The following is a 24,047-nucleotide window of genomic DNA, read 5'->3' as shown; positions in this document are numbered from 1 at the left end:
TCTGACCGTGACGACCGACACGCCTGAAGTACTGACCATGGGCCGCATCAGCGTGGACGTGTACCCGGACCAGGTGGGCGTCTCGCTGCGGGAGGTCACGTCGTTCGGCAAGTACCTGGGCGGAAGCCCGTCCAACGTCGCGGTGGCGGCGGCGCGCTACGGCCGCCGCAGCGCCGTGATCACCCGGACGGGAGCCGATCCGTTCGGTGAGTTCCTGCACGACGCGCTGCGCGGTTTCGGCGTGGACGACCGCTTCGTGACCGCCGTGCCCGGAGTGCCGACGCCCGTGGTGTTCTGCGAGATCTTCCCGCCCGACGACTTCCCGCTCTACTTCTACCGCTCCGAGCTGGCCCCCGACATCCGCATCGAGGCCGACGAGCTGGACCTCGACGCCGTCCGGGCCGCCGACGTCTTCTGGGTGACCGTGACGGGCCTGTCGCAGGAGCCCAGCCGCTCCGCCACGCTCGCCGCGCTGCGGGCCCGCGGCCGCAACGGCATCACCGTGCTCGACCTGGACTACCGGCCGATGTTCTGGTCCTCCCGCGACGAGGCGCACCGGTGGGTGCAGGAGGCGCTGCCGTTCGTGACCGTGGCCGTCGGCAACCTCGACGAGTGCGAGACGGCCGTCGGGGTCCGCGAGCCGCATGCCGCCGCGAAGGCCCTGCACGCCGCGGGCGTCGAGCTCGCCGTCGTCAAGCAGGGCCCGCTCGGCGTGCTGGCGTCCGACGGCACCGGGGAGGTCGAGGTGCCTCCCGTTCCCGTCGAGGTGGTCAACGGTCTCGGCGCGGGCGACGCGTTCGGCGGGGCGCTCTGCCACGCCCTGCTGTCGGGCTGGGGCCTGGAGCGTGCGATGCGCTTCTGCAACGCCGCCGGCGCCATCGTCGCCGGGCGTCTGGCCTGCTCGGACGCCATGCCCACGGCCACCGAGGTCGAGGCCAAGCTGGAGGAGGCCGTCCGTGCGTGAGGATCAGCTCCGCCGCCTGGTGGAGATCCGCGTCCAGCGCCCGGAGGCCGTCGCCGAGGCGGCGGCCAACCGCGTCCGTCCGGCATCGCTGCTCGGCGAGCACGGCCGGCTGATGATGATCGCGGCCGACCATCCCGCCCGCGGCGCACTGCGGGCCGGCGACCGGGCGTTCGCGATGGGCGACCGCGGTGACCTGCTCGACCGGCTCGTGCTCGCGCTGTCGCGCCCCGGCGTCAACGGCGTGCTCGGCACCCCGGACGTGCTCGAGGACCTGCTGCTGCTCGGCGCGCTCGACGACAAGGTCGTGGTCGGCTCGATGAACCGCGGCGGTCTCGCGGGCACGGCGTTCGAGATGGACGACCGGTTCACCGCCTACGACGCGGCGAGCATCGCGGCGTCGGGGTACGAGGGCGGCAAGATGCTCACCCGCATCGACGCCGAGGACCCGTCGACGGTCGCGACGCTGGAGTCCTGCGCCCGCGCCGTCGGCGACCTGGCCGACCACCGGCTGATGGCGATGGTCGAGCCGTTCATCTCCCACCGCGTGGACGGCCGGGTGCGCAACGAGCTCACCGCCGACGCCATGATCCGTGCGATGACGGTGGCCGCCGGGTTGGGCCGCACGTCGGCCCGCACCTGGCTGAAGGTGCCGATCGTCGACGAGATGGAACGCGCGATGGCGGCCACGACGCTGCCCGCGGTGATCCTCGGCGGCGAGGTCTCCGCCGACCCCGACGCGGTGTTCGCGAGCTGGAGCAAGGCCCTCGCGCTGCCGACGGTGCAGGGGCTGGTGATCGGCCGCTCGCTGCTCTACCCGCCCGACGACGACGTCGCCTCCGCCGTCGACTCCGCTGTCGGGCTCCTGTGAGCGGCTCCGCCGCCCGTGCGCGGTTATCAGTGCCAGGACCCCGTTTTCCGCGCACGACCTCTGGAGGAGACCGGTGAGCGAGTTCATCGTCCGCGACGGGGAGAGCGCCGAGGGGCCGTTCTCGCTGGTCATCACCCCGAAGACCGCGAACTGGGGCTACAGCTCATTGCGTGTGCTGACCCTCGCCGCCGGCCAGAGCGCGACCTTCCCGACCGGCGAGGACGAGACGGTGGTGCTGCCGCTGTCGGGTTCCTGCGTCGTCGAGTGCGACGGAGAGCGGTTCGCGCTGGTCGGCCGCGACACCGTGTTCTCCCGGGTCACCGACTTCGCCTACGTCCCCCGGGACGCACAGGTCACCGTCACCTCCGAGGCCGGCGGCCGGTTCGCGCTGCCCGCCGCCCGCGCCACGAAGCGGCTGCCCGCGCGCTACGGCCCCGCCGAGGGCGTGCAGGTGGAGCTGCGCGGGGCGGGCCAGGCGAGCCGTCAGGTCAACAACTTCTGCAACCCGGCGTCGTTCGAGGCCGAGAAGCTGATCGCCGTCGAGGTGCTGACGCCGGGCGGCAACTGGTCGTCGTTCCCCCCGCACAAGCACGACGAGGAGCGCGACGGCGAGTCGGTGCTGGAGGAGATCTACTACTTCGAGGTGGCGCCCGGAGAGAACGGCGCGGCCGGGCCGGGCTACCAGCGCGTCTACACCTCCGGCCCGGGCCGCGAGATCGACGTCTGCACCGAGGTGCGCACCGGTGACACCGTGCTCATCCCGCACGGCTGGCACGGGCCGTCGATGGCCGCGCCCGGCTACGACCTCTACTACCTCAACGTGATGGCGGGCCCGAGCCCCGACCGCGCCTGGCTGATCTGCGACGACCCCGCGCACGCGTGGGTCCGCGGCACCTGGGACGGCCAGGACATCGACCCGCGGCTGCCGATGACGGGGGTCCAGGCCCGATGAGACTCACCGTCGCCCAGGCCCTCGTCCGCTTCCTCGCCAACCAGTACAGCGAGCGCGACGGCGTCGAGCAGCGCCTGATCCCGGGCTGCTTCGGCATCTTCGGCCACGGGAACGTCGCCGGGGTGGGCCAGGCGCTCCTCGAGATGCGCGACGAGATGCCCTACCACCTGGCCCGCAACGAGCAGGGCATGGTGCACGCGTCGGTCGGCTTCTCGCGGATGCGCAACCGCCTGCAGGCCATGGCGTGCACGGCGTCGATCGGACCGGGCTCCACGAACATGCTGACGGGCGCCGCGCTCGCCACCACCAACCGCATCCCGGTCCTCCTGCTCCCCAGCGACATCTTCGCCACCCGCGTCGCCTCGCCGGTGCTGCAGGAGCTGGAGAGCCCGGCCGGCTACGACGTCTCCGTCAACGACGCCTTCCGCCCGCTGTCGGTGTTCTTCGACCGCGTCTGGCGGCCGGAGCAGCTCCCGTCGGCGCTGCTGGGGGCGATGCGCGCGCTCACCGACCCGGCCCAGACCGGTGCGGTCACGATCGCGCTGCCCCAGGACGTGCAGGCCGAGGCGCACGACTGGCCCGACGAGCTGTTCGCCAGGCGCGTCTGGCACATCCAGCGGCCCGCGCCGGACACCGCGGCGCTGGCCCGGGCCGTCGCGCTGATCCGGTCGGCGAAGGCTCCGCTGCTGGTGGCCGGCGGCGGCGTGCACTACTCGGAGGCCACCGAGGCGCTGCGGAGGTTCGCCGACGCCACCGGCATCCCGGTGGCCGACACCCAGGCGGGCAAGGGCGCACTGCTGTGGGACCACCCGAACGCGGTCGGCGGCGTCGGCTCCACCGGCTCCCCCGTGGCCAACGCCCTGGCCCGCCACGCCGACGTGATCATCGGCGTCGGCACCCGGTACTCCGACTTCACCACCGCGTCGCGCACGGCGTTCCAGCACGAGGGTGTCAGGTTCGTCAACCTCAACATCGCCTCCCTGGACGCGGCCAAGCACGCGGGCGAGATGCTCGTGGCCGACGCCCGCGAGGGGCTCGACGCGCTCACCGAGGCGTTGCACGGCTACAGCGTCGAGAAGACCTGGGACCTGACCGGCTGGAACGCCGAGGTGGACCGGACGTTCCATCTGGACCACCAGCCGCTCCCGGCCCAGACCGAGGTGCTCGGCGCCCTCAACGAGGAGATGGACGCCCGCGACGTCGTCGTGCAGGCCGCCGGCTCGATGCCCGGCGACCTGCAGATGCTCTGGCGCGCACGGGATTCCAAGCAGTACCACGTGGAGTACGCCTACAGCTGCATGGGCTACGAGATCGCCGGTGCGCTCGGCGTCAAGATGGGGGCGCCTGACCGCGAGGTGTTCGCCCTCGTCGGCGACGGCTCCTACCTGATGATGGCCCAGGAGATCGTCACCGCGGTGTCGGAGGGGATCAAGCTCAACCTCGTCATCGTGCAGAACCACGGGTTCGCCTCGATCGGGGCGCTGTCGGAGTCGCTCGGATCACAACGATTCGGCACCAGCTACCGCTACCGGGACCCCGCCAGCGGCATGCTCGACGGCGGGAAGCTCCCGATCGATCTGGCTGCGAACGCCGAGTCCCTGGGCGCGCAGGTGATCCGTGTGGCGACGATCGAGGAGTTCCGCGCCGCCATCGCGACATCCCGCGCCTCGGATCGCACCACGGCGATCCACATCGAGACCGACCCGCTCGCCCCCGTGCCCTCGTCGGAGAGCTGGTGGGACGTGCCGGTATCCGAGGTCGCGCAGCTGGACAGCACGCAGCAGGCCCGCAAGACCTACGAGGCGCACAAGACCACGCAGCGCCCTTTGATCGGGAGGACCGACTCTTGAGGACCATCACGCACTGGATCGGCGGCAAACCGGTCACGGGCGAGAGCACCCGCACCAGCCCGGTGTGGAACCCGGCCACCGGGGCACAGCAGGCGGAAGTGCTGCTGGCGAGCACAACCGACGTCGGAGCGGCGGTGAGCGCCGCGGCGGCCGCGTTCGAGACGTGGAGCCAGTCGTCGCTGTCGCAGCGGGTGAAGGTGCTGTTCGCGTTCCGCGAGCTGGTCAACGCCCGCATCGGCGACTTCGCGGAGATCATCTCCGACGAGCACGGCAAGGTGCTCTCGGACGCGAAGGGCGAGGTGCAGCGCGGACTGGAGGTCGTCGAGTTCGCGTGCGGCATCCCGTCGCTGCTCAAGGGCGAGTACTCCGACCAGGTCTCCGGAGGGGTGGACCTGTTCTCGTTCCGCCAACCGCTGGGCGTGTGCGCGGGCATCACGCCGTTCAACTTCCCGGCCATGGTGCCGATGTGGATGTACCCGGTGGCCATCGCCACCGGCAACACGTTCGTGCTCAAGCCCAGCGAGCGCGACCCGAGCGCGTCGATGCTGGCCGCGGAGCTGTGGGCCGAGGCCGGCCTGCCCGACGGCGTGTTCAACGTGGTGCACGGCGACAAGGAGTCGGTCGACGCGCTGCTGGAGCACCCGGACGTGGCCGCCGTGTCGTTCGTCGGCTCCACGCCCATCGCGAAGTACATCCACGAGCGCGGCACCGCGGCCGGCAAGCGCGTGCAGGCCCTGGGCGGCGCGAAGAACCACGCGATCGTCCTGCCCGACGCCGGCATCGACTACGCCTCCGACCACCTCGTCGCCGCCGCGTTCGGCTCGGCGGGCGAGCGCTGCATGGCGATCTCCGCGACCGTGGCCGTCGGGTCGGCCGCCGACGCGCTCGTCGAGGCCGTCAGCACGAAGGCCCTGGCCACGAAGGTCGGCTCCGGCCGCGACGCCGACAGCGAGATGGGCCCGGTGATCACTGCCGCTGCGCGCGACCGGATCGTCGACCTGATCGGCACCGGCGCGGCCCAGGGCGCCACCCTCGCCGTCGACGGCCGCGGGCTCACGGTGCCCGGCCACGAGGACGGCTTCTTCGTGGGCCCGACCGTGATCGACAACGTCACCACGTCGATGGACGTCTACACGCAGGAGATCTTCGGCCCGGTGCTGTCGGTGATCCGTGCCGGCTCCGTGGACGAGGCCATCGCGATCATCAACGCCAACCCCTACGGCAACGGCACCGCGATCTTCACCGGCTCCGGCGAGGCCGCGCGGCGGTTCCAGCGCGGCGTCAACGTCGGGATGATCGGCATCAACGTCCCCATCCCGGTGCCGATGGCCTACTACTCGTTCGGCGGCTGGAAGGACTCCCTGTTCGGGCAGTCGCACATCCACGGCCCGGAGGGCATCGCGTTCTACACGCGCGCCAAGGTCGTGACGAGCCGCTGGCCCAAGGTCGCCGAGCACAGCGCCGGCGGAGCGAGCATCGACACCGAGGCGAGTGGCTCCTCCTTCCACTTCCCGACGGCGACCTGACATGGCACTCGACAGGCTCACCCTCGGCACCGCTCCCGACTCGTGGGGCGTCTGGTTCGCGCGGGACGATCACCAGGTCGGCTGGAAGCAGTACCTCGACGAGATCGGGCAGGCCGGCTACTCCTGGACCGAGCTCGGGCCGTCCGGGTTCATGCCCCAGGATCCCGCCCAGCTGCGCGACGAGCTGGGCTCCCGCGGCCTGAAGCTGGCCGGCGGCACCATCTTCGCCGGCCTGCACCGCGGTGCGGACGCCCTCGATGACGCCGTGGCCGCGTGCGCCAAGGAGGCGGCGCTGCTGACCGCCCTCGGCGCGCGGCACCTGGTGCTGCTGCCCGAGCAGTACACCGACATGCACGGTGGATCGCTGCTAGCCAGCGCGGAGATCGAGCCCGACCAGTGGAAGGCCCTGACCACCGGCTACGACCGACTCGGGAAGGTCCTTCTCGAGGAGCACGGCGTCGACCTCGTGTTCCACCCGCACGCCGACACCCACGTCGACACGCAGCAGCGGGTCGAGCGGTTCCTCCAGGACACCGACCCGCAGTACGTGAACCTGTGCCTCGACACCGGCCACATCTCCTACTGCGACGGCGACAACATCGCCATCGTGCAGCGCTTCCCGGAGCGGATCCGCTACGTGCACCTCAAGCAGGTGGACCCCGTGATCCGCGCTCGCGTCGCCGCGGAGAAGCTCTCGCTCGCCGAGGCCGTCCCGCTGGGTGTGATGTGCGAACCGCCCTACGGCATCCCCGAGATGCCCCCGCTGCTCGACGCCCTCGCGGCGATCGACACCGACCTGTTCACCATCGTCGAGCAGGATCTCTATCCCGTCGAGCCGCACATCCCGCTCCCGATCGGGGCGCGTACGGCCGGCTACTTCGCCGGATGCGGCCTCGGCCCCACGCGGCGCTGGCCGTACTGAACCCCGAACACGCAGCCGGCTCCCACGGCGGCTGCACCGATGAGAGGAATGCTCGATGAGGAGTACCCCGAAGGTGGTGCGCGCGCTCGCGGTCGTGGGTGCGCTCGCCGTAGCGCTGGCCGGCTGCAGCAGCCAGGGCGGAGCCAACTCGGCCAACAACAACAGTGGCCCGGCCGTCGGCAGCGCGGGCGGCAAGCAGTACACGATCGCGATGGTGACGCACGAGGCTCCCGGTGACTCGTTCTGGGACAAGATCCGCGCAGGCGCCCAGCAGGCGGCCAAGGAGCTCAACGTCAACCTGAAGTACTCGAACAACAACGACGCGGGCCAGCAGGCCACGCTCGTGCAGAACGCGATCGACTCCAAGGTGGACGGTCTCGCCGTCACGCTCGCCTACGCCGACCAGGTCGGCCCGGCGGCGCAGAAGGCCGTGGAGGCCAAGATCCCGACCGTGGCGTTCAACTCGGGCATCAGCGAGTACCAGAAGTACGGCATCGGCATGTACTTCGGCTCCGACGAGACCCTCGCCGGCCAGTCCGCCGGCAAGAAGATGACGGCGGGCGGCAAGGCCCTCTGCGTCATCCAGGAGCAGGGCAGCGTCGCGCTCGAGGCGCGCTGCGCCGGTGTGAAGGCCACCTACCCAAACACCGAGAACCTGCAGGTCACCGGCACCGACATCGCGTCCGTTCAGCAGACCATCGGGGCCAAGCTCCAGCAGGACCCGTCGATCACCTACGTCGTCACGCTCGGCGCCCCGATCGCACTGGCGGCCCTGCAGGCCGCACAGGGCGCCAGCAGCAAGGCCAAGATCGTCACGTTCGACCTGAACGCCGACGTGGCCAACGACATCAAGGCGGGCACGATCGAATTCTCGATCGACCAGCAGCCCTACGTCCAGGGCTACATGGCCGTGCAGGCGCTGTGGTTGAACCTGACCAACGGCAACGACCTCGGCGGCGGCAAGCCGGTGCTCACGGGCCCGTCCTTCGTCGACAAGTCGAACATCGACGCCATCGCCACGTACGCCGCCAACAACACCCGATAGGTCCTAACACGGGGGGCCGGTCCGCCGGCCCCCCGTGGCCGTCCCACCCTGGAGAGCCGCCATGAGCTCGACCGTGACGACAGAGAAGCCGCCACAACCTCCGTCCGCCGGGCAGACCCGTGCCCAGCGGTCCCTCACCGCACGCGTGCTCGGCCGCCCCGAGGTGGGCGCGTTCGCCGCCGCCGTCGTCATCTTCATCTTCTTCACCGCGATCGCCCCGCCGTTCCACACCGTGCAGGGGCTGTCCACCGTCCTGTACGCCAGCTCGACCATCGGACTCGTCGCCGTCGCGGTGTCGTTGCTGATGATCGGCGGCGAGTTCGACCTCTCCGCCGGTGTCAGCGTGGCCACAGCCGCCCTGGCGGCCGCGATGATCAGCTACCAGTTCAGCCTCAACGCCTGGGTCGGTGTGGTCGTCAGCCTGCTCATCGCGCTGGCGATCGGATTCCTCAACGGCTACCTGGTGATGCGCACCGGCATCCCGAGCTTCCTCATCACCCTGTCCACATTCTTCGTCCTGCAGGGCGTGAACCTCGGCGTCACGAAGCTCGTCACGGGCACCGTCGCGACCACCAACATCGACAAGCTCGACGGGTTCGCCTCGGCCAAGGCCCTGTTCGCCTCGGACCTCGACCTGGGCTTCATGACGCTCAAGATCACCGTGCTCTGGTGGCTGCTGTTCGTCGCCGTGGCCACCTGGGTGCTGCTGCGCACCCGCGTCGGCAACTGGATCTTCGCTGTCGGCGGCAACCAGGACTCCGCCCGCGCGGTCGGCGTGCCCGTTCGCCGGGTGAAGATCGGCCTGTTCATGGGCGTCGCCTTCATGTCCTGGTTCCTGGGCATGCACCTGCTGTTCAACTTCAACAGCGTCCAGGCCGGTCAGGGCGTCGGCAACGAGTTCATCTACATCATTGCCGCGGTCGTCGGCGGCGCGCTGCTCACCGGTGGTTACGGGTCGGCCGTGGGCTCGGCGCTCGGCGCGTTCATCTTCGGCATGGTCACCCAGGGCATCGTCTTCGCCGGCTGGGACCCGAACTGGTTCAAGGCCTTCCTCGGCGCGATGCTGCTGCTGGCGGTGCTGGTGAACCTCTACGTCAAGAACTACGCAAGCCAGAGGAGGTGACCGGGATGACCGACACGATCGCGGAGCACGCTGCTTCCGGCCTCGAGAAAGGCGCGCCGCTCGTCGAGATGGCGGGCGTCGGCAAGGCCTACGGCGCCATCCGGGCCCTGGAGGGGATCAACCTGCGGGTCAACGCGGGCGAGGTCGCCTGCGTACTCGGCGACAACGGTGCGGGCAAGTCGACCCTGATCAAGATCATCTCAGGGCTGCACCCGCACACCGAGGGCACCCTGACCGTCGACGGCGAGACCGTGCAGTTCTCGTCGCCGCGCGAGTCGCTCGACCACGGCATCGCCACCGTCTACCAGGACCTCGCCGTGGTGGGGCTCATGGAGGTCTGGCGCAACTTCTTTCTCGGCTCCGAGCTGCGCAAGGGCAACTACCCCCTCGCCCCGCTCGACATCGCCGGCATGCGTCGTGTCGCCGACGAGGAGCTGCAGAAGATGGGGATCACGGTCAAGGACATCAACCAGCCCATCGGGACGCTGTCCGGCGGTCAGCGTCAGTGCGTCGCGATCGCGCGCGCCGTCTACTTCGGCGCCCGCGTGCTGATCCTCGACGAGCCGACGGCCGCGCTCGGCGTCAAGCAGTCGGGCGTCGTGCTCAAGTACACCGCGGCCGCCCGCGACGCCGGGCTGGGCGTCGTGTTCATCACGCACAACCCGCACCACGCCTACCTGGTGGGCGACCACTTCATCATCCTGAAACTGGGCCGGTGCGTGCTCGACCGCAAGCGCTCCGAGGTCACCCTCGAGGAGCTCACCACGCAGATGGCCGGTGGCCAGGAGCTCGAGGAGCTCCAGCACGAACTGAAGCGCTAGTCCCCTTCCCTTCCTGAATGAGGAGTATTCGACGTGACACTCAACGTCGGCGTCATCGGCGTGGGCATGATCGGCCAGGACCACATCCGGCGGCTCACCCGCGTCCTGTCCGGGGTCCGCGTCAGCGCGGTCACGGACGTCGATCTGGACCGTGCGCGCACCATCGCGGACGACCTGCCCGGCGCGACCCTCCACTCCACAGGGGCGGAGCTGATCGCGGATCCGGGTGTCGACGCCGTCGTCGTCACGTCGTGGGGACCGACGCACGAGGAGTACGTCCTCGCCTGCATCGCGGCCGGCAAGCAGGTGTTCTGCGAGAAGCCGCTCGCCACCACCCGTGAGGCGTGCGACCGCATCGTCGACGCGGAGCTGGCCGCGGGTCGTCGCCTGGTGTCGGTCGGCTTCATGCGCCGCTACGACGCCCAGTACAAGGCGATGAAGGCCGTCGTCACCGGCGGGGAGATCGGCGCGCCGCTGCTCATGCACGCGGCGCACCGCAACCCGTCGGTGCCCGACTTCTTCACCAGCGACATGATCATCAACGACTCCACCGTGCACGACATCGACGTGGCGCGCTGGATGTTCGACGAGGAGATCGTCACGGTCACGGTGCTCAAGCCGCGCCGCTCGTCGAAGGCACGCGAAGGATTCAACGACCCGCTGCTCGTGCTTCTGGAGATGGCGTCCGGCGTGATCGTCGACGTCGAGGCGTCGGTGAACGCGGGGTTCGCCTACGACATCCGCGGCGAGGTGGTCTGCGAGGACGGCACCGTGGAGCTGTCGGAGTCGGCGGGCGCGCTGGTCAAGCGGGCCGGGTCGGTGTCCGCGCGCGTGCCGGAGGACTGGCGCGAGCGGTTCGTGCTGGCGTTCGACACCGAGTTCCAGACGTGGATCGACGCCGTGACGGCGGGCGGCACCACCGGCCCGTCGGCGTGGGACGGCTACGCCGCCACCGTCGTCTGCGGCACCGGGCTGGCCTCCCTGCGCTCCGACGCGCGCGAACCCGTCGTCCTGCGGGAGAAGCCCGACCTCTACAAGGAGGGCTGATGAAGATCGCCCTCGACCCGGCGATGTACCACGCCTCGCTCTCGGTCGCGGAGGAGGTGCGCAAGGCCGCCGAGCTGGGCTACCGGTACCTGGAGCTCTCACCGCGGGCGGACTGGTTCTTCTGGCACCGCTACCCGAAGGCCGACCGCGAGGCCATCGCGGAGGTGCGCAAGGCGTGCGCGGAGACCGGCGTCGAGATCGCGACGCTGGTGCCGGTGTTCGACTGGTCGTCCCCGGACGAGCAGGAGCGCCAGGCCCAGGTGCGCAACTGGCGCCGGCTGCTGGAGATCGCGGCCGAGCTGGAGTGCCCGGTGGTGAACTCCGAGCTGTCCGGTGACCCCAACGACGCCCGGCGCTCCGAGCACGCGTTCTACAAGTCGATGGACGAGCTGATCCCGGTGTTCGAGAACTACGGGATCGGGCTCAACATCGAGGCGCACCCGTACGACTTCTCCGAGACCAACGACGACGCGGTGCAGATCATCCGGGGCCTCGACCGGGACTGGGTGAACTACGTCTTCTGCGCCCCGCACGCGTTCCATCTCTCCGACGGGACGGGCGACGTGGGCCGGATGCTGCGCTACGCCGGCTCGAAGCTCGCGCACGTGCACGTCGCGGACTGCTACAACCACCGAGCGAACGTGGGCAACCGCTACATCGTCAACCCACCCGGCGTGGACGCCCGCATCCACCAGCACAGCGAGATCGGGCACGGCGAGGTCAACTGGGAGGAGTTCTTCTCCACGCTGCGGGAGATGGACTTCGACGGCATCGCCACCGTCTGCGTGTTCGGCTGGGAGGAGACGGCGGACGAGATCCACCGCCGGATGCTCGCCCGCGTGACCGAGGAGCTGGTGTCGTGAGCCGGGTCGGGATCGGGCTCGCCGGGCTGGGGCGGATGGGCCGGATCCACGCCGCCGCCCTGGCCGGGCGGTGCTCCGTCGCCTCGCTGGCCTGCGTGTACGACGCCAACCCGGACGCGGCGCAGGCCGCCGGCGCGGAGTTCGACGTGCCGTGGACCACCTCCTACGAGGAGCTGATCGACCGCGTCGGCGCCGTGGCGATCGCCTCCCCCACCGGCACGCACGCGCCGCTCACCGTCCAGGCCGCGGCGGCGGGCCGGCACGTGTTCTGCGAGAAACCGATCTCGCTGGACCGGGCCACGACCGTCGCGGTGCTGGACGCCGTCGACGCGGCCGGCGTGGTGTTCCAGGTGGGCTTCCACCGCCGCTCCGACCCCGACTGGGCGGCCGCGGCCGCCCGGATCCGGGCCGGCGAGCTGGGCGAGGTCACGCTGTTCCGCACCTCGCTGCGCGACATGACCCCGCCGAACCCCGCGTTCCTGTCCGGCTCGGGCGGGTTCTTCCTCGACGTCGTCGTGCACGACCTGGACGTCGCCCGCTGGCTCGTCGGCGAGGTCGTGGAGGTGAGCGCGCACGGTGCCGCGTCCGATCCCGCGTTCGCGGAGCTGGGCGACATCGACACCGCCGTCACCGTGCTGCGCTTCGCCAACGGCGCGCTCGGTGTGATCGACAACAGCCGCAGCGCCCGCTACGGCTACGAGTGCTCCACCGAGGTCATGGGCACCCTCGCCACCGCCCGGATCGACGCGCCGCACGTCCGCGGCGTGGAGTGGCGCACCCCGGGGCTGGCGTCCCGGGAACTCGCGCGCGACTTCGAGGAGCGCTACCCCTGGGCCTACGCCGCGGAGCTGGACGCGTTCGCGCGCGCCGTCCGCGACGGCACCCCACCCCCTGTCACCGGTCGCGACGCGCTGGCCGCGTTCGACCTGGCCCTGGCCGCCGACGAGTCGTGGCGCACCGGTCAGCCCGTATCCGTGAAGGAGAATCCATGAAGATCGCCGGAGCACCCATCTCCTGGGGCGTGTGCGAGGTGCCCGGCTGGGGTTACCAGCTGGCCCCGTCGCGCGTGCTCGCCGAGATGCAGGAGGTCGGGCTGGTCGCCACCGAATTCGGGCCCGACGGCTTCCTGCCCGAGGACCCGCGTGCGGTCCTGGAGCAGCACCACCTGCAGGCCATCGGCGGCTTCACCCCGCTGCTGCTGCACGTCGCCGACCACGACCCGGTGCCCGAGGTGGAGAAGGTGCTGGTCACGTACGCGGCCACCGGCTCCGACACGCTCGTGCTCTCGGCGATCAGCGGCCTCGACGGCTACGACACCCGCCCCGAGCTGGACGACGCGGGCTGGCGGACGCTGCTGACCAACCTGGACCGGTTGTCGGCCATGGCCGTCGACCACGGCGTCAAGGCCGTGCTGCACCCGCACGTCGGGACGATGGTGGAGAACCCCGCCGACGTGCAGAAGGTGCTGGAGGGCTCGTCGATCGCGCTGTGCCTCGACACCGGCCACCTGCTCATCGGCGGCACCGACCCCGCGGAGCTCACCCGCCAGGCACCGGAGCGCGTGGCCCACACGCACATCAAGGACGTGGACCTGGGCCTGGCCAAGCAGGTGCAGAGCGGGCGGCGCACCTACACCGAGGCCGTGCGCGAAGGCATGTACCGGCCCGTCGGACAGGGCGACGTCGACTTCACCGCGATCATCGGCCACCTGCGCGGCCACGGCTACGACGGCTGGTACGTGCTGGAGCAGGACACGATCCTGACCGAGGAGCCGACGGGCGAGGGCCCGCTGACCGACGTCCGCACCAGCGTCGAGGAACTCCGCGCCATCCTGGCCGCCACCTGATGAGCGAGCCCTTGCGGATCGGGGTGCTCGGCGCCGCCCGGATCTCGGGCTCGGCGATCGTCGAGCCCGCGCACGCCACCGGCGACCGGCTCGTCGCCGTGGCGGCCCGGGACCCGCGACGGGCCGCGGACTTCGCGGCCGAGCACGGCGTGGAGCGGGTGGTGGCGTCCTACGCCGACGTGCTCGCCGACCCCGAGGTCGAGATCGTCTACAACCCGCTGGCCAACAGCCTGCACGGGCCGTGGAACCTCGCCGCGGTGCGGGCCGGCAAGCATGTCCTGTCGGAGAAGCCGTTCGCCGGCAACGCCGAGGAGGCCCGACTCGTCCGGGACGCAGCGGCGGACGCCGGTGTCACGGTGCTGGAGGGTTTCCACTACGTCCACCATCCCGTGATGCGCCGGCTGCTGGAGCTGGTGTCGTCGGGCGAGCTGGGCGCGCTGCGGCGCGTCGAGTCCCGGTTCACCATGCCCGCCCCGCCCGACGACGACCCGCGCTGGCAGTGGGAGCTCGCGGGCGGCGCGCTGATGGATCTCGGCTGCTACGCCCTGCACTGCCAGCGGATGCTCGTGGGAGAGCCGCGGGTGGTCGCGGCCACGGGCGAGGAGCGCGCGGGGCACCCGGGTATCGACGAGCGGATCACCGCGCAGCTCGCCTTCGCCGGCGGCGTCACCGGTGAGGCGCACTGCGACATGGCGGCCGACGACTGGTGCATCACGTGCCGGGTGGTCGGCGACCGCGGTGAGGCCACGGCGATGAACGTCGTGCTCCCGCAACGCGACGACCGCATCGTCGTGACCACGGCGGACGGCGAGCGCACCGAGCACCTCGGCACCCGCTCGACGTACCTCTACCAGCTGGAGGCGGTGCGGGCCCATCTGCACGACGGCGCCCCGTTCCCGCTCGACGTCGACGACGCGGTGGCGACCGCGGAACTGATCGACGCGGTGTACCGGGCGGCGGGCTTCTCCCCGCGCCCGTCCGCCACGCCGGGCTCACCCGATGGTGAGGGAAACATGGCCCGCCGGTGATAGGCCGGCGACCCACCACGGGTTACCGTCGCGTCGACAGCTGGCCCACGCCCAGGAGGCGATTACCATGATCACCATTGCCGTGTCGTCGCGTTCACTGGCCGCGGCCCGCCGCGTGGACCCGCACGTCTCACCTGCCGCAGTGCACGCCGCGGTCGAGGCCGCCCTGGCCGAGCAGCTGCGTCAGCTCGGCCGCGGCCGCACCGCGCCACCCGAGCCCCACCGTCGCGCGAGCTGAACCCCGGCCGCCACGGGGGCCGGACCCGTCGTCCCCCGCACCGCGAGCCGCGGTGCGAGCACCAGCTCCATCGCGGCCCACCGGCCCGGTGGCCGTGGCGAGGGCGGCGTCGGCCCTATCCTCGTGGGATGGCTCGACGGGTGACGCAGGCGGACGTCGCCGCACGTGCCGGTGTCTCGCGGGCGCTGGTGTCGCTGGTGCTCCGCGACGCGACGAACGTCAGCGACCACCGCCGCCAGGTCGTCCTCGACGCGATGGCCGAGCTCGGCTACCGGCCCAACGCCGCTGCCCGGCACCTCGGACGGCGCACCCACACGATCGGCGTGGTCGTGCAGGACCTGCACTACCCGTTCTTCGCCGAGGTGGTGGACGGGATCCAGAGCAGCGCGGCCGACCGCGGGCTCCAGGTGTTGATCAACACGGGCATGCGCGACCCGGACCTGGAACGCGCGGCGATCGAGACGTTCCTCGAGCTGCGGATGGACGGCGTCGTGCTGATCTCGCCGGACCTCCCCGACGACCGGGTGCTGGAGGTGGCCGGGGTCGTCCCGATGGTGCTGGTGGGCCGCCCGCTGGTGGACGACGCCATCGACACCGTCGTCACCGACGACCGGCGCGGCGGCTGGCTCGCCACCCGCCACCTGCTGGACCTCGGCCACCGCCGCATCCTCGACGTCACCGCCGACGTGCCGAACGCCAGCAGCGTCGGCCGCGAGGCCGGCTACCGGCAGGCGATGGCCGAGGCCGGGCTCGCCGATGCCGCCCGCGTCGTGCGCGACGGCGGCGACATCATGGCGGCCGCCGCGTCCTGGCCGGGTGAGCCGCGCGCCACGGCCCTGTTCGGCCACAACGACTTCGTGGCCGTCGACGCCTGGGCTGCGCTCGTTGCGGCGGGCGGCCCGGCCCCGGCGGTGGTCGGCTACGACAACACCCATTTCGCCGGCCTCCCGCTGCTCTCCCTGACCAGCATCGACCAGCCCCGCCTGCAGATGGGACGGACGGCGGTCGAGATGCTGGCCGAGCGGCTGGAGGGCCGGGTCATGCCCCGCCACGAGGTGCTGGCCCCGACGCTGGTGGAACGCCGCAGCAGCCACGCCTGACGAACGGCACTCTGGTCGGAACCTGTGCGACGACAGTGCCGTTCGTCAGAGGTCGAGGACCAGGCGGGGTGAGCAGGAGCGCGACACGCAGATCATCATGCGGTCGCACGCCGCTCGTTCCGCCGGCGTCAGCAGCACGTCGCGGTGGTCGGGGGTGCCCTCCAGCACCCCGGTCTCGCAGGTGCCGCACTTGCCCTCGCTGCACGAGGTGAGGAGGTTCATGCCGGTCCCGGCCTCGACGACCTCCACGATCGAGCGGTCGGTCGGGACCGTCAGGACCCGGCCCGTCCGCGCCAGCTCGACCTCGAACGGTTCGTCGAGGACCGGCGCCGCGAGCGGGGTGGCGGCGAACCGCTCGACGTGCAACGCCCCCTCGGGCCATCCCGTGCACCGGGCCTCGACCGCGTCGAGCAGCGGTCCGGGACCACATGCGTAGACGAGCGTGTCCGGGCGCGGCTCGCGGAGCAGCGCGTCGAGGTCCAGGAGGCCGTGGGTGTCCTGCGGCCACACCGTCACGCGGTCGCCGTGGCGTTCCAGCTCGTCGAGGAACGCCATGGACGCGCGCCTGCGGCCGCCGTAGAGCAGCATCCAGTCCGCGCCGGCTGCCTCGGCCTCGGCGATCATCGTCAGGATCGGGGTGATCCCGATGCCGCCCGCGACGAACACGTAGTGCGCCGAGCGCTCCAGCCGGAAGTGGTTGCGGGGAGCACGGACCGACACCGTCACCCCGGGGAGGAGCTCGTCGTGGACGAAGCGGGACCCACCGCCGCCGGCCTCCTCGCGCAGCACCCCGATGCGGTAGGTGCCCCGGTCGTCCGGATCACCACACAGCGAGTACTGCCTGGTCAGACCGTTGCCGAGGAGCAGGTCGACGTGTGCGCCAGGCTCCCAGGAGGGAAGGTCGGCACCGGCGAGGGCGAGCGTGACCACACCCTCGGCCACCTCGGTGCGCTCCCCCACGACGAGCGTACGGAGCGCGGTGTCCGGGGCTCGGCGGACGACCGGCTCGGACGTCGTCGGAGACTGGAACGACACCGGCAGGTGCTCCAGCACCGCCATGTTGGGCGTCGAGGGGTAGCGGGCCGGCGTGCCCGCTACCCGGAACCCCCCGAGCCGCGGCAGCGCCACCTCCAGCGCGACGCGGGCCTCCAGCCGCGCGAGCGGGTTGCCGAGGCAGCCGTGCAGGCCCTTGCCGAACCCGAGGTGGCGCACGGCGGGCCGCAGGGCGTCGTAGACGTGTGCGTTGTCGAACTGCCGGTCGTCGTGGTTGGCCGCACCGATCACCATCGCGACGCGGGAGCCCTCGGGGATGGTGGTGCCGTGCAGCGTGACGTCGCGGGTCGCGGTGCGCACCGTGAGCTGCAGCGGCGTGCGGTACCTCAGCCCCTCCTCGACGGCGCCGGGGATCAGCGACGGGTTCTCGCGCAGCGCCCGCTGCTGGTCGGGGCGCTTGGCGAGCTCGTGGAACAGCGTCGACAGCAGCCCGGCGGTGGTCTCGATCCCGGCGAGGTACAGCCCGAACACCAGGCCGACGATCTCCGACGCGGGCTCGATGTCGGCCTCGGCGAAGGGCACACCGGCGATGTCGGACTGCACGATGTGGGTGAGCAGGTCGGCCTTCGGCTCCCGGTGACGGCGCATCAGCAGCTCGGCCAGGTAGATCCGCGAGTTCTCGGTGCAGGCGATGGCCTTGGGCGTGAGCCGGTCGTCGTCGGGGATGCGGTCCTTGAGCCCGTGCGACCACGCGATGAGCTGCGCGCGGTCCTCGCCGTGGGGCAGGCCGAGGAAGTCGAAGAACACCTCGTAGGGCAGTGGCCACGACAGGTCCTGGGCGATGTCCGCGACGCCGCCCGGGGCGAGCGCGTCGACGAGCCGGGTCGCGATCGCGCGGACGCTGTCCTCCAGCGCGGCGATGCTGCGCGGCATGAACCGCCGCTGCACCACCGCCCGGAGCTCGTCGTGGCGGGGATTGTCGATGATCGGGAGGTTGCCGGCGCCGCCCTGGTCGTTGGTGGCGTCGAGGTCGATGCCCGGGTGGTTGATGAACGTGTCGGTGTCCAGGAGGCAGGCGCGGACGTCGTCGTAGCGCGACAGCGCCCAGAACCCCCACTTCTCGCTGCGGTAGACCGGCGCCTCGTCGCGCAGCCGCCGGTAGACGGGGAACGGGTCCTCCTGGAACGCGACGGAGAAGGGGTCGTAGACGACCGGTCGCGCGGCCTGGGCGGTCATCGGACGGTGAACGCGTCGCGGAAGCGGCGGAGGGCGAGCTCGGAGCCGTCGACGGAGGGATCGCTCGCGAACGCCTCCATCGCGACGACACCGTCGTAACCGACGTCGGCGAGCGCACGGGCAACGAACGGCCAGTGGACCTCTCCGGTGCCGGGCTCGCAGCGCCCCGGGACGTCGGCGACCTGCACCTCCCCGAGGTACGGCGCGGCGCGGCGGACCAGCTCCACGAGGTTCCCCTCGCCGATCTGGGCGTGGTAGAGGTCGAGGTTCATCCGCAGCTGCGGGCGATCGACCGCCCGGACCAGCGCGAGCGTGTCCGCGGCGTGGGCGAACGGCGTGCCGGGGTGGTCGACCTCGAGGTTCAGGTTCTCGATCACGTAGGTGACGCCCGCGCGCTCCGCCAGCGCCGCCAGACGCTCCAGCGTGCGCACCGCGGCGACCCACATCTCTCCGGTGACGACCTCGACCGGCCGCACCGGCAGGCCGCCCTCGCCGAGGCCGGTGCCGTGGATGTTGAGCGTCGGGCAACCGATCTGCTTCGCGAAGGCGATCGACGGCTCGGCCGTGCGCAGCAGGGCGTCGGCGCCGTCGGGGGTGATGAGGTCGCCCTCGACGTAGCCGGTCATGGAAGTGAACTCGGCACCCGTGCCCGCGAGGACGTCGGCGTCCTTGTCGGTCCAGCCCCAGATCTCGCAGGCGAAGCCGAGGTCGTGGATGCGCTTGACGCGTTCCAGGAGCGGCAGCTCGGTGAAGACCATCTCGGAGCAGACGGCGAGGGTGAAGCTCGTTGCCGGGTGCTCCTCGACCGGTCCGGCGGCGGACAGGGGCGCCGTGGAGGTGGCCGGCCCGATCACGCTGCCACCCCCGTGACCTGCCGGACCGCGACGCGGGTGCCGGTGCGGTGCGACTCCAGGCACGCCTCCGCGATCGCGTACGCGGCCATCGCGTCCTCCCCGGTGACGGCGGGCGCGCGGCCCTCTCCGACCGCGGCGACGAACTCCGCGAACTCGCCGACGTAGGCGTCGCGCATGAGCTCGGTGTCGCCGACGAGCCGGCCGGCCAACCGCTCGTGACGGGCGGCGCCGCCGTCCTCGCCCGCCGCCACCATGCCGCCCGAGCCGAACACCTCGGCGCGCACGTCGTAGCCGTAGGCGGCGGCGAAGTTGGCCTCGGCGGTGGCGATCGCGCCGTTCTCGTAGCGGATGACGACGACGGCCGTGTCGAGCAGGCCGGCGTCGCGGAACTCCGGGGCGACCAGGGCGTCGGCGGTGGCGAGCACGTCGACCGCGCGGGCACCGGGGTTGAACCAGTTGAGGGTGTCGAAGTCGTGGATCAGGGTCTGCGTGAAGATCGTCCCGGGCGGGATCGCGCCGGCGTCCGCCAGGCCGGCGCCGGGATCGCGGGTCAGCGAGCGCATCATGCGCACCTCGCCGATGCGGCCGACGACCACGGCGTCGTGCGCGGCCCGGAAGTCGGCGGCGAACCGCCGGTTGAACCCGATCTGGAACGCCACACCGGCGGCCGCCGTGGCGGCCCGGCCCGCCTCGATCTCCGCGAGCGTGAGGCCCGCAGGCTTCTCGCAGAACACGTGCTTGCCCGCCCCGGCCGCGGCGACGACGAGCGGGGAGTGCGCGGTGGTCGACGCGGCGATGACGACGGCGTCGACGTCGGCGGCGCCGAGCACGGCCTCCGGGGACGTCTCGCCGCGGGCGCCCAGCGGCTCGGCCAGTGCGGCGGCGACCCCGGGGCGGGGATCGGCGACGGCCACCAGCCGGGCGGACGGCACGTGCTGCGCCAGCAGCGCCGCGTGGGAGGCGCCGATGCGGCCGGCGCCGATGAGTCCGATGCGGATCGGGGATGAGGGCACGACACTTCCTCGGCTCGAAGCGATTAGCACGTGCTAATCAGCGTGGGGCCCGATACGCTCCTTGTCAAGGCCTCATCGGACGACATGGCGGTGGCGGCGCCGTCACCACCGACGAGAGGCCTGTCGCGCCGTTCGGCGACCGAATGCGACCTCTCAACTCATTATGATTCAAACGGCCGATCGAAAAATGAGCCGATCAGCGTATTGCTCTACTCCGCTCATTCGGGCCGTCCCCCGGTAACCGCATCCGTCACGCCATCCGTCGTACGCCGAGGTACGGAGTCGATGGCGGTGGCTGTCCGCCCATAACGTGCTCACAGACAGTTGCGGCGGCGAGGAAGGTCCACATTCAGGTGAACGGGCAGCATGGGACGAGAGGGAGGATCACCCGGCAGCCGGCCGGGCGGATCGGGCGTCCTTCCGTCGTGCCCGTCATCGTCTCCGGGGACGCACAGCCGGGCTCCGGCGATGTGGCGGCCCTGGCCTTCCGCAACGCCGCCGCGGCCGAGCAGCTGACCGACGGGCAGGTGCAGCGGGCGGTGGTCGCGCTGGTGTCGTTGCTGAACGACTGCCGCGCACTCCTCGGTGAGGACCACCCCGAGACCCTCGTCGTCGAGGGCAACCTCGCCGTGGCCTACGTCATGGCCGGGCAGGAGGAGGACGGCGCGCACCTCATGCTCGCGAACCTCGCCGGGCGCGAGCGGGTGTTCGGGGACGAGCACACCGCGACGCTCACCGCCCGCGACGCGCTGGCGACCACCCACCGGCTGGCCGGACGGTTGTCCGAGGCACTGTGGCTGTACTCCCGGGTCGCACCTCAGCGCAACCGCGTCCTGGGGCCGTCCCACCCCGACACCCTCACCACCCGCCTGGGGCTCGGGCTGACCTTCGCCGAGGCCGGCGACACAGCCATGGCCCTGGATGTCGTCACGGCCGCCGTCCACGACTGCGATCAGGCCGGCATCGGGGGCCAACACGCCGAGATGCTCCGTTCGTGCCTGACGGACCTGCGCCGGGCCGGCACCGTGCCCGACCCGGCGGCCGTGCCCGGCCCGGCGGCCGTGCCGCGGCGACGGAGCGGTCTCGCGGCGGCCACCGTGCGCGCCCCGGCGGCGCCGCAGCTCGACCGGGACGAACGACAGCCGATCGACATCGGGTCGGGTACCGAACGTGGTGGCGGGACATGAGCCACCGTTGCCGCCGCGCGACCCCACCCCCGCCACGTCCCGGGACGACCCCGGGTCGGCCCTGACCGGAACGGACAGAGATGGCCTGCTCACACACAGCGGAGTGTCCGCTGTTCCCCCTGCTCAACGCCAGCCTGGACGGGTGGCGACGCTGCTACTGCGACAGTGCCGACGGGTGGCGCGAGTGCGCCCGGTACAAGCAGTCGCTCCGGGGCCAGTACGTCCCGTTGAACCTGCTCCCCAACGGTCACGAGGCGAGCCTGCAGAGCGCGGTGGCCGGCCGGGGCCCCGGGCCCGGTGGCCCGCACGGCGCGCGTACCCCGGGCGGCGCGCCCACGCTCGTCGACTTGCTGTTCGAGCACGCGCCGTCTTCTGATCGCCTCCAGCCGGAGGACGAGTGCCCCCCGGCTCCGACACCACGATCGGTGGATGAGCCCGTTCCGACGCGTCCCTGGTGGAAGCGCCTGGCCGAGTGGATGAGGAGCCCGTCATGAACGACTACTGGCCGTGGTGGGCGGGCGCGATCGGGCTCGCCCTGGTCACGATCGCCTACACGCTGAGCACCGACCGGTCCTTCGGGGTGTCCGGAGCGTGGGACCGCGTGCTGCACTGGCGCGCCGAGCGGGAGCTCGAGCGGCGACAGGCGCAGGACGAGATCGAGCAGCGTGCCCTGGTCGACGCCCTCGTGGCGACGGCGCCCCGCGGTCCCGGCGCGGTGACGCCGCCGCCGCGCGGACGGAACGTGAGCCTGCCGCCCCGGCGGCCGCCCCGCCCGGCGTCGCTGGTCAGCCAGGCCGCCCTGCTCGGTTCGATCCTGGTCGGCGGGTTCGTCGCGGCGATCACGTCCGGTCGCTTCGAGGTCCGTTTCGACATGGGGGCGGGCTTCAGCGAGCTCGTCACCGGCAACCCGGTGATGATGGTCGGCATCCTGTTCCTCGGCGGCCTGCTCGTCGGCTTCGGCACCCGCCTCGCCGGAGGCTGCAGCTCGGGCCACGGGTTGCAGGGCTGCGGGCGGTTGTACCCGGCCAGCCTCCTGGCCACCGCCGTCTTCTTCGGCACCGCCGTCGCCGTGTCGTTCCTGCTGTGGAAGGTCGTCTGATGCGGACCCAGGGCGGAATCCTGCTCGCCAACATCGTCACCGGGCTGGCGCTCGGTTTCACGGTCTCGAACATCGGGTTCGGCGACTACGCCGAGCTGAACCGCATGTTCACCTTCCAGGACCTCCGGATGTTCCTCGCCTTCGCCGGCGCCGTCGCGATCATCGTGGTCGTCTTCGCCGTCGCGCGGGTGCGTCGGACACCCCCGCGCATCCACGCCGGCGTCGTGCCCGGTGCGGCACTGTTCGGTATCGGCTGGGCGATCTCGGGCGGGTGCCCGGCCATCCCGATCATCCAGGTCGGCAGTGGGTACCTGCCGGCGCTCGTCTCGATCGCCGGTGTCGTCGTCGGCATCCGGCTGTGCCGCTGGACCACCACGAGGTACCTCCTCATCGACACCGGTTCCTGCGGACGCTAGGTCCCGCTCAGGCCGTCGGTCGGGTTGTGGGCGGGGGCGTTGTAGGGCGTGATCACCTGGATGCTCGACGGCCACGTCAGAATGCCGCCGGGAAGCGCCCGGTGGGCCTGCATGATCACGTGCGCGGCGCGTCGGACGTCGTGGGCGAGGTCGTGGTGCAGCACCACCGAGATCCGTCCGGCCCGCAGCAGGCGGGTGTTGTCGGCGTCGAGGTCGTGGGCCACGAACACCGCGCACTCGCGGCGGCGTTCGTCGAACGCGTCGAGGATGGCGACGTTGCCGCCCCCGGCCGAGTAGACGGCCCGGATGCCCGGGTGGGCGTCGAGCACGCCGGCCACCCGCTCGCGCATCGTCGCGTCGAGCCCGTCGGTCTCCGTCAGGGTGACGACGGCACGGCGCCCGTCCAGAGCGGCGCGGAAGCCCTCCCCTCGCTCCTCCTCCCCGCGGAACGACGTGCGTGAGAGCGTCACCAGCACGTCACCGGGGTCGTGGCGCAGCCACTGTCCGACGAGGTAGGCGGCGGTGGCGCCCGCGGCCCGGTTGTCGATGCCGACGTAGGCCTGACGCCCGCTCGCGGGGAGGTCGGTGACGAGCGTGACCACCGGGATCCCCGCGCGCACGAGCCGTGCCGCGGCGTCGGCGATCTCGGGGACGTCGGGCGCCTTGAGCACCACGCCCTGTGACCCGCGGCGGCCGATGCCGTCCAGCACCGCGACGAGCTCGGCGACCGGGGCCGTCTCGCACAGGTGGAAGCGGGCCCGGAACACGGCGGGGCGCAGCGACGGCAGCTCGGTCTCCAGCGCGGCCCGCACCTCGGAGGAGAACCGCTGCGGCGCCTGCATCACGAGGTCGACGAGGAACATCCGGCCGGTCAGCCGCACCTGGGTGCGCTGCCGGTCGAGATCGGCGACGGCCTGGTGCACCGACTCCGCGGTCGCGGCCCGCACGCCGCCGCGGCGGTTGAGGACGCGGTCGACCGTGGCCTCGCTGACGCCGGCCTGGCGCGCGATCTCGCGGAGCGGGTGGGTGTGCACCATGACGGTTTATTGAAGGCTT

General features: G+C 71.8%; 23 protein-coding genes. 19 read left to right on the top strand and 4 right to left on the bottom strand.

Annotation, left to right across the window (positions count from 1 at the left end; genetic code table 11):
• Positions 1-37 precede the first annotated feature (37 nt).
• From iolC to BGP03_RS05455, 16 genes are all read left to right on the top strand, one after another.
• The gene (gene iolC, locus BGP03_RS05530; RefSeq protein WP_298799258.1) at positions 38-964 is read left to right on the top strand and encodes a 5-dehydro-2-deoxygluconokinase; all 927 of its coding nucleotides are present in this window, start codon (positions 38-40) and stop codon (positions 962-964) included.
• Positions 957-1,832 carry an aldolase gene (locus BGP03_RS05525; RefSeq protein WP_296376453.1) on the top strand — a complete coding sequence of 292 codons (876 nt, stop codon included), beginning with the start codon at positions 957-959 and terminating at the stop codon, positions 1,830-1,832. The genes iolC and BGP03_RS05525 overlap by 8 nt, the downstream gene beginning before the upstream one ends.
• 73 nt (positions 1,833-1,905) lie before the next feature.
• Positions 1,906-2,784: a 5-deoxy-glucuronate isomerase gene (gene iolB, locus BGP03_RS05520; protein WP_296376455.1), complete on the top strand. Its 879-nt coding sequence runs from the start codon at positions 1,906-1,908 to the stop codon at positions 2,782-2,784.
• Entirely contained in the window at positions 2,781-4,634 is a 1,854-nt protein-coding gene (gene iolD / locus BGP03_RS05515) for a 3D-(3,5/4)-trihydroxycyclohexane-1,2-dione acylhydrolase (decyclizing) (RefSeq protein ID WP_296376457.1), read from the top strand. The genes iolB and iolD overlap by 4 nt, the downstream gene beginning before the upstream one ends.
• On the top strand, positions 4,631-6,160 hold the full coding sequence (locus tag BGP03_RS05510) for a CoA-acylating methylmalonate-semialdehyde dehydrogenase (RefSeq protein WP_298799221.1): 1,530 nt from the start codon (positions 4,631-4,633) through the stop codon (positions 6,158-6,160). Before iolD ends, BGP03_RS05510 begins: the two co-directional genes overlap by 4 nt.
• A gap of 1 nt (position 6,161) precedes the next feature.
• The gene (locus BGP03_RS05505; protein ID WP_298799220.1) at positions 6,162-7,082 is read left to right on the top strand and encodes a TIM barrel protein; all 921 of its coding nucleotides are present in this window, start codon (positions 6,162-6,164) and stop codon (positions 7,080-7,082) included.
• 55 nt (positions 7,083-7,137) lie between these two features.
• Positions 7,138-8,127, top strand: a complete 990-nt coding sequence (locus BGP03_RS05500; RefSeq protein ID WP_296376463.1) for a substrate-binding domain-containing protein — start codon at positions 7,138-7,140, stop codon at positions 8,125-8,127.
• Between the two features lie 61 nt (positions 8,128-8,188).
• Positions 8,189-9,250, top strand: a complete 1,062-nt coding sequence (locus tag BGP03_RS05495; protein WP_296376464.1) for an ABC transporter permease — start codon at positions 8,189-8,191, stop codon at positions 9,248-9,250.
• Positions 9,251-9,255: 5 nt separating this feature from the next.
• On the top strand, positions 9,256-10,071 hold the full coding sequence (locus BGP03_RS05490; RefSeq protein WP_296376466.1) for an ATP-binding cassette domain-containing protein: 816 nt from the start codon (positions 9,256-9,258) through the stop codon (positions 10,069-10,071).
• Positions 10,072-10,104: 33 nt separating this feature from the next.
• A complete protein-coding gene (locus tag BGP03_RS05485) occupies positions 10,105-11,118 on the top strand; it encodes a Gfo/Idh/MocA family oxidoreductase (RefSeq protein WP_298799219.1) in 1,014 nt (337 codons plus the stop codon).
• Positions 11,118-11,981 carry a sugar phosphate isomerase/epimerase gene (locus BGP03_RS05480; protein WP_298799218.1) on the top strand — a complete coding sequence of 288 codons (864 nt, stop codon included), beginning with the start codon at positions 11,118-11,120 and terminating at the stop codon, positions 11,979-11,981. Before BGP03_RS05485 ends, BGP03_RS05480 begins: the two co-directional genes overlap by 1 nt.
• The gene (locus tag BGP03_RS05475; RefSeq protein ID WP_298799217.1) at positions 11,978-12,973 is read left to right on the top strand and encodes a Gfo/Idh/MocA family oxidoreductase; all 996 of its coding nucleotides are present in this window, start codon (positions 11,978-11,980) and stop codon (positions 12,971-12,973) included. Before BGP03_RS05480 ends, BGP03_RS05475 begins: the two co-directional genes overlap by 4 nt.
• Positions 12,970-13,827: a sugar phosphate isomerase/epimerase gene (locus tag BGP03_RS05470; protein ID WP_298799216.1), complete on the top strand. Its 858-nt coding sequence runs from the start codon at positions 12,970-12,972 to the stop codon at positions 13,825-13,827. The genes BGP03_RS05475 and BGP03_RS05470 overlap by 4 nt, the downstream gene beginning before the upstream one ends.
• Entirely contained in the window at positions 13,827-14,855 is a 1,029-nt protein-coding gene (locus BGP03_RS05465; protein ID WP_298799215.1) for a Gfo/Idh/MocA family oxidoreductase, read from the top strand. The genes BGP03_RS05470 and BGP03_RS05465 overlap by 1 nt, the downstream gene beginning before the upstream one ends.
• Before the next feature lie 67 nt (positions 14,856-14,922).
• The gene (locus BGP03_RS05460) at positions 14,923-15,093 is read left to right on the top strand and encodes a hypothetical protein (RefSeq protein ID WP_296376477.1); all 171 of its coding nucleotides are present in this window, start codon (positions 14,923-14,925) and stop codon (positions 15,091-15,093) included.
• 128 nt (positions 15,094-15,221) lie between these two features.
• Complete coding sequence (locus tag BGP03_RS05455; RefSeq protein ID WP_296376479.1) at positions 15,222-16,193, top strand: LacI family DNA-binding transcriptional regulator; 972 nt, start codon at positions 15,222-15,224, stop codon at positions 16,191-16,193.
• A gap of 45 nt (positions 16,194-16,238) precedes the next feature.
• Here the strand turns inward: BGP03_RS05455 and BGP03_RS05450 are convergent, their stop codons facing one another.
• From BGP03_RS05450 to BGP03_RS05440, 3 genes are read right to left on the bottom strand one after another with little or no spacing between them, the layout of a single operon-like run.
• Positions 16,239-18,422, bottom strand: coding sequence for a cytochrome P450 (locus BGP03_RS05450; RefSeq protein WP_298799214.1), 2,184 nt, complete (start codon positions 18,420-18,422; stop codon positions 16,239-16,241).
• On the bottom strand, positions 18,419-19,276 hold the full coding sequence (locus BGP03_RS05445; protein ID WP_298799213.1) for a TIM barrel protein: 858 nt from the start codon (positions 19,274-19,276) through the stop codon (positions 18,419-18,421). The genes BGP03_RS05450 and BGP03_RS05445 overlap by 4 nt, the downstream gene beginning before the upstream one ends.
• Positions 19,273-20,289: a Gfo/Idh/MocA family oxidoreductase gene (locus BGP03_RS05440; RefSeq protein ID WP_298799212.1), complete on the bottom strand. Its 1,017-nt coding sequence runs from the start codon at positions 20,287-20,289 to the stop codon at positions 19,273-19,275. The genes BGP03_RS05445 and BGP03_RS05440 overlap by 4 nt, the downstream gene beginning before the upstream one ends.
• A 425-nt stretch (positions 20,290-20,714) precedes the next feature.
• Between BGP03_RS05440 and BGP03_RS05435 the strand changes: the two genes are divergently transcribed.
• From BGP03_RS05435 to BGP03_RS05425, 3 genes are all read left to right on the top strand, one after another.
• Positions 20,715-21,476 carry a tetratricopeptide repeat protein gene (locus BGP03_RS05435; RefSeq protein WP_298799211.1) on the top strand — a complete coding sequence of 254 codons (762 nt, stop codon included), beginning with the start codon at positions 20,715-20,717 and terminating at the stop codon, positions 21,474-21,476.
• Between the two features lie 490 nt (positions 21,477-21,966).
• Complete coding sequence (locus BGP03_RS05430) at positions 21,967-22,575, top strand: YeeE/YedE thiosulfate transporter family protein (RefSeq protein WP_296376489.1); 609 nt, start codon at positions 21,967-21,969, stop codon at positions 22,573-22,575.
• The gene (locus tag BGP03_RS05425) at positions 22,575-22,991 is read left to right on the top strand and encodes a YeeE/YedE thiosulfate transporter family protein (RefSeq protein WP_296376491.1); all 417 of its coding nucleotides are present in this window, start codon (positions 22,575-22,577) and stop codon (positions 22,989-22,991) included. The genes BGP03_RS05430 and BGP03_RS05425 overlap by 1 nt, the downstream gene beginning before the upstream one ends.
• On the opposite strand, the gene BGP03_RS05420 is transcribed toward BGP03_RS05425, so the two are convergent.
• Positions 22,988-24,028 (bottom strand): LacI family DNA-binding transcriptional regulator, encoded by a 1,041-nt coding sequence (locus BGP03_RS05420; protein WP_296376492.1) that lies wholly within the window; start codon positions 24,026-24,028, stop codon positions 22,988-22,990. The two genes, BGP03_RS05425 and BGP03_RS05420, sit on opposite strands and share 4 nt — an antisense overlap.
• Between the last annotated feature and the right edge of the window lie 19 nt (positions 24,029-24,047).

The organism is Pseudonocardia sp. 73-21 (assembly GCF_001899645.1).
GTDB lineage: Bacteria > Actinomycetota > Actinomycetes > Mycobacteriales > Pseudonocardiaceae > Pseudonocardia.
Note: the sequence above shows the minus strand (reverse complement) of the source record. Positions and strands in the feature narration are given on the sequence as shown.